Below are 6,258 nucleotides of genomic sequence, written 5' to 3' on the forward strand. Positions count from 1 at the left end.
ATGACAGTCACCACCCCCGACGCGGGGCCGGCCCGACCCGGGCCGGCCCGTTTCGGCGTACCCGGACGGTGGCGCCGGCTGGCCCCGCGCCCGGCGCTGCTCGTGGCCTCGACCGCCGCGGTCTCCGTCGCCCTGATCCCCCTGGTCTACCTGGCGGTGCGCACCGCCGAGGCCGGCGCGGCACGGATCGGCGCGGAGCTGTGGACCGAACGGGTCGGGCTGCTCGCGGCGCGCAGCCTCGGGCTGGCCGCCGTGGTCACCGCCGCCTGCGTGGTGCTCGGGGTGGGCACCGCCTGGCTGGTCACCCGCACCGACCTGCCCGGCCGGCGGTTCTTCGCGGTGCTCGCCGCGCTGCCGCTGGCCGTGCCCACCTACATCGCCGCCTTCGCCTGGGTCTCCACCATCGACCGGCTCGAAGGTTTCTGGCCGGCGGCGCTGGTGCTGACCCTCTGTTCCTACCCGTACGTCTTCCTGCCCGTCGCGGCCGCCCTCCGTGGCGCGGACCCGGCGCAGGAGGAGGTCTCCCGATCGCTCGGCCGGGGCGACTGGCGCACCTTCACCGACGTCACGCTGCGCCAGATCCGCCCGGCGACCGCCGCCGGGGCGCTGCTGGTCGCGCTCTACGTACTCGCCGACTTCGGCGCGGTGTCGATCCTGCGGGCGGACACCTTCACCCGGGCCATCTTCGTCGCCTTCGACCTGGGCTTCGACCGCACCGGCGCGCTGGTGCTCTCCTGCGTGCTGGTGGCGCTGACCGTACTCCTGCTGGCCGGCGAGACGGCCACCCGCCGGCGCGGCGCCCGGTACGCCCGACTCGGCGGCGCCCGCCGCCCGGCCACCCGGCTGACGCTCGGCGCGGCCCGCTGGCCGGCCCTCGCGGGCCTGGTCGCGGTCGCCGCGCTGGCGCTCGGCGTGCCGGCGGTGAGCCTGGCCCGCCGGCTGGTGAGCGGCGTGTCCCGCCCGGGCGCGCTGACCGAGGTCGCCACCGCCGCCGGCAACTCGCTGTGGATCTCACTGGCCGGGGCCGCCCTGACCATGCTGCTGGCCCTGCCGCTGGGGCTGCTCACCGCCCGCGCCCCCGGCCCGGTCGCCACCGTGCTGGACCGGCTCGCCTACCTGGCCCACGCGCTGCCCGGCGTGGTGATCGGGCTGTCGCTGATCTTCTTCGGCATCACCGTGGCCCGCCCGCTGTACCAGACGTCGTGGCTGCTGGCGCTCGCCTACGCCACGCTCTTCCTGCCGCTGGCGGTGGGCTCGGTCGCCGGGGCGGCCGCCCAGGCACCGCCCGGTCTGGAGGAGGTGGCCCGCTCGCTGGGCCGGGGGCCGCTGGCCGTGCTGCGGACGGTCACCCTGCCGCTGACCCTGCCCGGCATCGGGGCCGGCGCGGCGCTGGTCTTCCTCACCGGCATGAAGGAACTCCCGGCCACCCTGCTGCTCCGCCCGACCGGCACGGACACGCTCGCCACCGAGCTGTGGACGGCCACCTCCGTCGGGGCGTACGCGGCCGCCGCCCCGTACGCGGCGCTGCTGGTGGCCATCTCGGCACTGCCCACCTGGTGGCTGGTCGCCCGCGGCGGCCTGCTCGACAAGGAGGACCGATGAGCGAGGTCGTGCTGACCGGGGTGGTCAAGCGGTACGGCCCGGTGACCGCGCTGGACGGGGTGGACCTCACCGTCCCGGCCGGCGCGCTGACCGCCGTGCTCGGCCCGTCCGGGTGCGGCAAGACCACCCTGCTGCGCTGCCTGGCCGGCTTCGAGCGGCTGGACGCCGGCACCATCCGGGTGCACGGGCACCAGGTGGCCGGCCCGGGTCGGCACCTGCCGGCGCACCGCCGCCGGATCGCCGTGGTGCCCCAGGAGGGCGCGCTCTTCCCGCACCTCACGGTGGCCGCCAACGTGGCGTACGGCCTGGACCGGGCGGCCCGGCACGGCGACCGGGTGGACGAGGTGCTGGCCCTGGTCGGGCTGGCCGGGTACGGCGACCGGATGCCGCACCAGCTCTCCGGCGGCCAGCAACAGCGGGTGGCGGTGGCCCGGGCGCTCGCCCCACGGCCGTCACTGGTGCTGCTGGACGAGCCGTTCAGCGCCCTCGACGCGGGGCTGCGGGCCGGACTGCGGCACGACATCCGGGAGGCGCTGCGGGCCGACGGGGCGACCGCCGTGCTGGTCACCCACGACCAGGGCGAGGCCCTGTCGGTGGCCGACCGGGTGGTGGTGCTCCGCTCGGGGCGGGTCGTGCAGAGCGGCTCCCCCACCGCCCTCTACCGGGAGCCGGCCGACCAGTGGGTCGCCGGGTTCGTCGGCGACGCGGTGCTGCTGCCGGCGGTCGCCACCGACGGCGCCGCCCGGACCCCGCTGGGCGTCCTGCCGATCTCGGGAGCCACACCGGACGGGCCGGTGACCGTCCTGGTCCGTCCCGAGCAGCTGCGCCTCACCCCGGTCTCGGCGGAGGCGGCGGTGACCGCGACGGTGCTGCGCCACGACTTCCACGGCCACGACGCGCTGATCGCCCTGCGGCTCGCCGACGGCACCCGGGTCACCGCCCGGACCTGGGATGAGAGCGACCCGGCCCCGGTCGGCGCCGAGGTGGCGGTGCACGTCGAGGGCCGGGCCCGGGCCTGGCCGGCCCCGCCCAGCCCCGCCCCGGTGGACGCGCCGGCCCTCCCGGTCGGCTGACCACTCCGGCCTCCGTCGGCCCGTTCCCGCACCGGATCCACACGGATTGCGGCGTGTCGATCATCGCGAACGACAGGACGCGGCCCGGTGGACAGGGGTGGGGTCCACCGGGCCGCGTCGGTGCGGTCGTCAGTTGACGACGAAGAGCAGCCGGTTCGGCGAGCCCGAGCCGGGGCTGGTCACCTTGCCGGTGGTGGCGTTGGTGGTCAGGGAGCTGGCCACCTGCGCCGGGGTGTACGACGGGTTGGCCGAGAGCACGAGGGCGGCGGCGCCGGCCACGTGCGGCGAGGCCATCGAGGTGCCGCTGAGCGTGCTGGTGGCGGTGTCACTGGTCCGGTACGCCGACACGATGCTCGACCCGGGGGCGAAGATGTCCACGCAGGAGCCGTAGTTGGAGAAGGACGAGCGGGCGTCGGTGCTGGTGGTGGAGCCGACGGTGATCGCCGCGCCGACCCGGGCCGGGGAGTAGCCGCACGCGTTGGCGTTGGAGTTGCCGGCCGCGACGACGTAGCTGATCCCGGCGCTGATGGAGCTGCTCACCGCGCTGTCGATCGAGGTGCTGGCGCCGCCGCCGAGGCTCATGTTGGCCACCGCCGGCTTGACCGCGTTGCGGGTCACCCAGTTGATGCCGTTGACCACGCCGGTGGTGCTGCCGCTGCCGGAGCAGTTGAGCACCTTGACCGCGACCAGGCGCACGCCCTTGGCCACCCCGTACCGGGTGCCGCCGACGGTGCCGGCGACGTGGGTGCCGTGGCCGTTGCAGTCGGTGTTGTTGCTGTCGACGGTGTTGGTGCCCCAGCTCGCCCGGCCGCCGAAGTCGGTGTGGGTGGTCCGGATGCCGGTGTCGATGATGTACGCCCGCACGTTCGAGGCCGTGTTCGGGTACGTGTAGCTGCGGCCCAGCGGCAGGCTGCGCTGGTCGATGCGGTCCAGCCCCCAGGACGGCGGGTTCGACTGGGTGGCCTGGGCGGTCACCACCCGGTCCTGCTCGACGTACGCGACCGACGGGTCGGCGGCGAGCCGGCGGGCCTGGGTGGCGCTCATCGTGGCGCTGAAGCCGGTCAGCGCGGCGTCGTAGACGTCGCCGACGCTGCCGCCGTACCGCTTGACCAGGCCGGTGGCGCGGTCCGGCACGGCCGTGCGAGCGGCGAGGCTGTTGGCGGCCCCGACGGCGTCGCTCTTGAGCACGACCAGGTAGCTGCCGCTGATCGCGTCCGCCGCGCCGGCGTAGCGGATCTGGCCGGTGGGGGCGGCGAGGGCGGGGGTGGAGGCGGCGGCGGCGAGGGCCGCCGCGGCGGCCGTCACGGCGAGCGCGCGGACCACACGGCGCCGGGCAACGGGCACAGCTGACATCGACTGACTCCCTATCCGGTACGTCCTGGCAGGCTGATGACCCCCGGGACGCCCATCGACGGATGTTGGAGCAGATGCTAGCCAGGCATCGATGAACATGAAAGAGATACCAATCTATCAATCAAGGTCGCGGTATGGATCTCACGGGTGGCGGCCGACAAGGGGCGGTGGGCAGGCAGGATGACCCCGTGGAACGACACGACATGCTGCTCTCCCCCGCCGGCGTCGAGGCGCTGCGTACCGCGCTGGACCGGGCCGGCTTCACCTCCAACGGCATCGCCGGCCGGCTCGGCCCACAGGCCACCGGAGGGGTGGCCCGAAACGACTTCCGTGCCGCGCTGCGCGCCACCTCCGACCGTGACCCGCTCGCCACCCTGATCCGGGTGTTCATCTGCGACCAGACCGAATCCGAGGCGGCGGTGGCCGCCGCCCTCGCCCCGCTCGACCTCGCCGAGGCGCTCGCCGGCGGGCTGGTCGAGCGGCACGGTGACGGCCTGCGCGCCGGGGTCGACCTGGAGCCGTACGGGGACGACTGGTGGGTGCTCGCCGACGTGCCGGCCAGCGCCCGGCCCGGCCGACCGCTGCACGCCGAGCACGTGCTCGGCATCGGCGGGGCCACCCAGACGCTGATCGGGGCCACCGTGCGCCGGCCGGTGCGGACCGCGCTGGACCTGGGCACCGGCTCCGGCGTACAGGCCCTGCACCTGGCCACCCATGCCGAGGCCGTCACCGCGACCGACGTCTCCGAGCGGGCGCTGCGCTTCGCCGCCACCACCGCCGCCCTCAACGGCCAGGACTGGGAGCTGCTCCGCGGCGACATGGTCGCCCCGGTCGCCGGACGCCGCTTCGACCTGGTGGTGAGCAACCCGCCGTTCGTGGTCGGCCCCGGCACCACCACGCACGTCTACCGCGACTCCGGCCGGGTCGGCGACGCGATCGGCGCGGAACTGGCCGCCGCCGCGCCCGGCCTGCTCACCGAGGGCGGCACCATGCAGTACCTGGCGAACTGGGTGCACGTGGCCGGCGAGGAGTGGGACGAGCGGGTGGCCGGCTGGTTCGCCGGCACCGGGCTGGACGCCTGGGTGATCCAGCGCGAGGTGGCCGACCCGATGGCGTACGTCAACCTCTGGCTCACCGACGTGGGTGAGGCCGCCGACCCGCAGCGGATGGCCGCCTGGCTGGACTGGTTCGACGCGCACAAGGTGGAGGCGATCGGTTTCGGCATCGTCTCGCTGCGCCGCTCCGGCCACGACGATCCGGTGGTCCGGGTGGAGGACCTGCGCCAGCGGGTGGAGCCGCCGATGGGCGAGCGGATCGCCGCCTGGTTCGACCGCCAGGACTTCCTGCGGGTACGCGACACCGACGCGCTGCTCGCCGAGCGCTACCGGGCCGCCGACGGGCTCCAGCTGCGGCAGGAGGCCACCATGGGCGACGAGGGCTGGGCGGTGGACCGGCAGGTCCTGGCGATGCCGCACGGGTTGCGCTGGAGCGAGGAGGTCGACCCGCTGGTGCTGGCCCTGGTCGGCGGGGCCGACGGCCGGCTGCCGCTGCGCGACCAGCTCGCCCTGCTCGCCGCCGCCCACGACGTCACCCCGGACGAGCTGGCCGACGCCGCCGGCCCGATCGTGGCGCACCTCGTGGAGCGCGGCATCATCGAACCGGTGACGCCGTGACGGGGGTGGCGTCGGTGGCCTCGCCCGACGGGCCCGGCGTCCGGGCGGCGACGGTGGCGACGGTGACGCGGGTGGCGTCGGGTGGTCGAAGGGGGGTCCGCTGATGCGGGCGGTGGTGCAGACGGTGAGCCGGGCGAGCGTGACGGTCGACGGCGAGGTGGTCGGCGAGATCGCCGACGGCCTGCTGGTGCTGCTCGGGGTGACCCACGCGGACACCCCTCAGGTGGCGCAGACCATGGCCCGCAAGATCCATGAACTGCGGATCCTCGACGAGGAGCGCAGCGCCGCCGACACCGGCGCCCCGGTGCTGGTGGTCAGCCAGTTCACCCTCTACGGCGACGCCCGCAAGGGCAGACGCCCGACCTGGACCGCCGCCGCCCCGGCCGAGGTGGCCGAGCCGCTGGTGACCGCCGTCGTGCAGGCGCTGCGCGAGCGCGGCGCCAAGGTCGAGACCGGCCGCTTCCGCGCCCACATGCTCGTCGAGAGCGTGAACGTCGGCCCCCGCACCATCCTCCTCGACCTCTAGCCCCTCCCCACCCCACCCCCCCTGCCCTGCC

The 6,258-nt window shown here is 75.4% G+C and carries 5 protein-coding genes; 4 read left to right on the top strand and 1 reads right to left on the bottom strand.

The window, feature by feature from the left end; all coding sequences use genetic code 11:
• Positions 1-1,602 (top strand): ABC transporter permease, encoded by a 1,602-nt coding sequence (locus tag ACPFP2_RS20740; protein ID WP_424090819.1) that lies wholly within the window; start codon positions 1-3, stop codon positions 1,600-1,602.
• Positions 1,599-2,675, top strand: coding sequence for an ABC transporter ATP-binding protein (locus ACPFP2_RS20745; RefSeq protein WP_424090820.1), 1,077 nt, complete (start codon positions 1,599-1,601; stop codon positions 2,673-2,675). The genes ACPFP2_RS20740 and ACPFP2_RS20745 overlap by 4 nt, the downstream gene beginning before the upstream one ends.
• A 129-nt stretch (positions 2,676-2,804) precedes the next feature.
• On the opposite strand, the gene ACPFP2_RS20750 is transcribed toward ACPFP2_RS20745, so the two are convergent.
• Positions 2,805-4,028, bottom strand: coding sequence for a S8 family peptidase (locus ACPFP2_RS20750; protein ID WP_424090821.1), 1,224 nt, complete (start codon positions 4,026-4,028; stop codon positions 2,805-2,807).
• A gap of 188 nt (positions 4,029-4,216) precedes the next feature.
• Between ACPFP2_RS20750 and ACPFP2_RS20755 the strand changes: the two genes are divergently transcribed.
• Both ACPFP2_RS20755 and dtd read left to right on the top strand, forming a co-directional pair.
• On the top strand, positions 4,217-5,701 hold the full coding sequence (locus ACPFP2_RS20755; protein WP_424090822.1) for a DUF7059 domain-containing protein: 1,485 nt from the start codon (positions 4,217-4,219) through the stop codon (positions 5,699-5,701).
• Positions 5,702-5,804: 103 nt separating this feature from the next.
• Positions 5,805-6,227 carry a D-aminoacyl-tRNA deacylase gene (gene dtd, locus ACPFP2_RS20760; RefSeq protein ID WP_424090823.1) on the top strand — a complete coding sequence of 141 codons (423 nt, stop codon included), beginning with the start codon at positions 5,805-5,807 and terminating at the stop codon, positions 6,225-6,227.
• Positions 6,228-6,258: the final 31 nt, after the last annotated feature.

Origin of the sequence: Micromonospora citrea (assembly GCF_049629545.1) — a bacterium.
Lineage (GTDB): Bacteria > Actinomycetota > Actinomycetes > Mycobacteriales > Micromonosporaceae > Micromonospora > Micromonospora citrea_A.

Excerpts from the sequence above, each read along its gene's own strand:
- ACPFP2_RS20740 (WP_424090819.1), top strand. The coding sequence starts at position 1 with ATGACAGTCACCACCCCCGACGCGGGGCCGGCCCGACCCGGGCCGGCC.
- ACPFP2_RS20745 (WP_424090820.1), top strand. The coding sequence starts at position 1,599 with ATGAGCGAGGTCGTGCTGACCGGGGTGGTCAAGCGGTACGGCCCGGTG.
- ACPFP2_RS20750 (WP_424090821.1), bottom strand. The coding sequence starts at position 4,028 with ATGTCAGCTGTGCCCGTTGCCCGGCGCCGTGTGGTCCGCGCGCTCGCC.
- dtd (WP_424090823.1), top strand. The coding sequence starts at position 5,805 with ATGCGGGCGGTGGTGCAGACGGTGAGCCGGGCGAGCGTGACGGTCGAC.